We start from the raw sequence: 2,735 nt of genomic DNA on the forward strand, positions 1-2,735 counted from the left end.
AGACCGCGCCGCATCCCTGACCCTGCCACGGCCGACAGGCTCGCCGTCATGGGGTGGAACTGCCGTCGAAGCCTGCGCCACTCGCGTTCGTATTCGGCCGGCGCAGCACGAACGACCGCCTCTACCGCCGCCCTGGCATTATCGAAGCCCAGTCGGAGCCCCGCAGCAGTGAGCGCATCCACGTGACCGGAGGCATCCCCCACCAGCAGGATGCGGCCGGAGGTCCGAGCAACGGTGCGTCGGCGGAACGGGCCAGCCCCCCGCGGGTCGGTGATCGGCGTCGCCGTCGTCAACCGCTCCGCGAGAGCGGGAACGCTCCTCACTGTTTCGGCAAAACCAACCCCGCGCGGCCCCATCACGGTCACGGTCACGAGGTGGGGAGCGACGGGGGTCACGGCAACCTCGGCCACTTCACCAAAGTGCACCTCGGCCAGGTCGTTCCACGGCTCGATCACAAAGTGCCTACGCATTCCGTAGCGGGGCGCCCCTGCGATCCCCGTTACCCGAGTGTTGCCAGCGAGTCCCGAGAGCCGGGCCGTCGCCGATCGCAGCCCATCGCAGCCCAAAAGCCATTTGGCCCGGATGCTGTACCCAAGGTCGTTCACGGCCGTCACACCGTGGGCATCCTGATGCAGCCCTGTCAGATGGCCGTGATCGCGCTCGATTCCGAGCTCATGCATTCGTGACACAAGCAGGTGGTGGAGCTCGGGCCGCCGAATTCCCATCGCCTGGCTTCGCACGAACTCGTGCTCGACACCCTGGGAGTATGCCCCTGTGCCGTAGTAGCCGATGCCCCGCAGCGGCATTCCCTCTGGCACGACGCCGAGGCGTTCCAGCAGGGGCAGGCAACCCGGCAGCAGCAGTTCTCCGCAGGCCTTGTCGATCGGAAACGGCCGCGGCTCCATGACGACGGCGCTGAGACCAGCCAGTCGAGCGTCGATGGCCGCGGCGATGCCGACGGGCCCGCCGCCCACAATCAGAACGTCGGTGTCAATCATGCGCCACCCCGGTCATGAGGCCAGCATCCTCAGCGCATTCTTCTCCACCGGCAGTCGATAGCCGAGCAGTAGCACTGCGTTGAGCAGTGTGAAGACAATGGCGGTGATCCAGGCAGTATGCACGAGAGGTAGGGCAAACCCTTCAACGACGACGGCAAGATAGTTGGGGTGGTTCATCAGGCGGTAGGGGCCAGCATCGATGCGGGGAGATCCCGGAACCACGATGACTCGAGTGTTCCACTGGCGGCGCAGTGTCACAATGCACCAATATCTCAGGCCCTGACTCAGTATTACGAGCACGAGCATGCTCCAGCCGAGCACAGGGATGAATGGGCGGTCGAGAAGCCACACTTCAGCGAGACAGGCGGCGAGCAGGCCAGTGTGCAGGGCAACCATCCATCCGAAGTGGCTTCGCCCGAATTCCACACCGCCGTGTGCGAAGGCAAAACTGGCGTTGCGCCGAGAGATGACGAGTTCGACGAGCCTCTCGATTCCCGTCGCAACAATGAGAACCGTGTACGCGATCATGACCACTCCAACAGGACGAATTCGGCGCTGACCCCCGGGCCCAGGGCAAAGAGGAGCCCGCGCTCACCCTGCGCGCCGCCGCCCTCGATCACATCCGCGAGTACGTGGAGCACGGCCGCAGACGAGAGGTTGCCGGCGCGCTCCAGGGTGGCCCAGCTGCGCGCGAACGATTCGGGCGCAACCTCCAATGCCGAGGAGAATGTATCCAGGATCTTGGGGCCGCCAGGATGCGCCACCCAGTGATCGATGTCGGAGACGGCCAGCGAATGACCCGCGAGAAAGCCCGTAACGTCGCGCAGAAAGTTGTTGTTGATGACCTCGGCAACACCGGGTGTGAGCACGATCTCGAAGCCGCCCCCATTAATGTTCCACCCGATTACATTGTGGGTTTCGGCATAGTAGGCACTGCGGCTGTCGACGACCGTGATTCCTGGCTCCGGCCGCGCCTCTCCCACCATGACCACGGCGGCGGCCCCGTCACCGAATAGCCCTGTCGCCACAAAGTTTGCCATTGTCGCGTCACCCCGCTGCAGGGTGAGCGAACACAGTTCGAGGCTTATGAGCAGCCCGACCCCGAGCGGATGCCCCGCCAGGTAATCATCGATGCGCGCGATTCCCGAGGCCCCGGCAACGCATCCGAGCCCGAACGACGGTACCCGCTTCACATCGGGCCTGAAGCCCAAGCGGTGCACGAGGATGCCGTCGATGGACGGCGCCGCAACCCCGGTCACCGAGGTGAAGAAGATGTAGTCGACGTCGGCCGGCCTGAGCCCCGCACCGTCAAGGGCCGCGAGCACCGCCTTTTCGGCAAGCAGGGTGCCCTGCTCGATGAAGATCGAGTTTGCCTCCCCAAAGTCGGCAATCTCGGCGTAGCGTTCTAGGGGCAGAACGGTATGTCTAGTGCCGATGCCACTGGCCGAGTGAAGTCGGTGAATGACGGCGTGATGCTGGGGAGCTGCGGTGATCAGATTCGTCAGTTCCGTGGTGATGTGGTCCTGGGCGTACGAATGCTCAGGCAAAACTGGCGCGACGGAGACAATTCGGGACATGCGCGCAAAGCTAATACCGCCGGTACGCCCACATTTGCGTCAACCTGCCAGCGGACCGCAGTTCCGACCGTTGAAGATTGGGCGTAACATATGGGGCGGTGAGCCGGGAAGTCTGGTCGGCATTTCTTTGTTGACCTCCCGAGCTGGAGCATTATGAACA

General features: G+C 64.0%; 3 protein-coding genes. All 3 read right to left on the bottom strand.

Annotation, left to right across the window (positions count from 1 at the left end; genetic code table 11):
• The coding region (locus AC062T_RS05550) for an NAD(P)/FAD-dependent oxidoreductase (RefSeq protein ID WP_476028163.1) at window positions 1-998 on the bottom strand (998 nt) is incomplete at its 3' end.
• 12 nt (window positions 999-1,010) lie between these two features.
• The gene (locus tag AC062T_RS05555; protein WP_476028165.1) at window positions 1,011-1,526 is read right to left on the bottom strand and encodes an isoprenylcysteine carboxyl methyltransferase family protein; all 516 of its coding nucleotides are present in this window, start codon (window positions 1,524-1,526) and stop codon (window positions 1,011-1,013) included.
• A complete protein-coding gene (locus AC062T_RS05560) occupies window positions 1,523-2,575 on the bottom strand; it encodes a type III polyketide synthase (RefSeq protein WP_476028167.1) in 1,053 nt (350 codons plus the stop codon). The genes AC062T_RS05555 and AC062T_RS05560 overlap by 4 nt, the downstream gene beginning before the upstream one ends.
• Window positions 2,576-2,735: the final 160 nt, after the last annotated feature.

The organism is Homoserinimonas sp., assembly GCF_056262345.1.

Coding starts and splice junctions, on each gene's coding strand:
- AC062T_RS05555 (WP_476028165.1), bottom strand. CDS start 1,526: ATGATCGCGTACACGGTTCTCATTGTTGCGACGGGAATCGAGAGGCTC.
- AC062T_RS05560 (WP_476028167.1), bottom strand. CDS start 2,575: ATGTCCCGAATTGTCTCCGTCGCGCCAGTTTTGCCTGAGCATTCGTAC.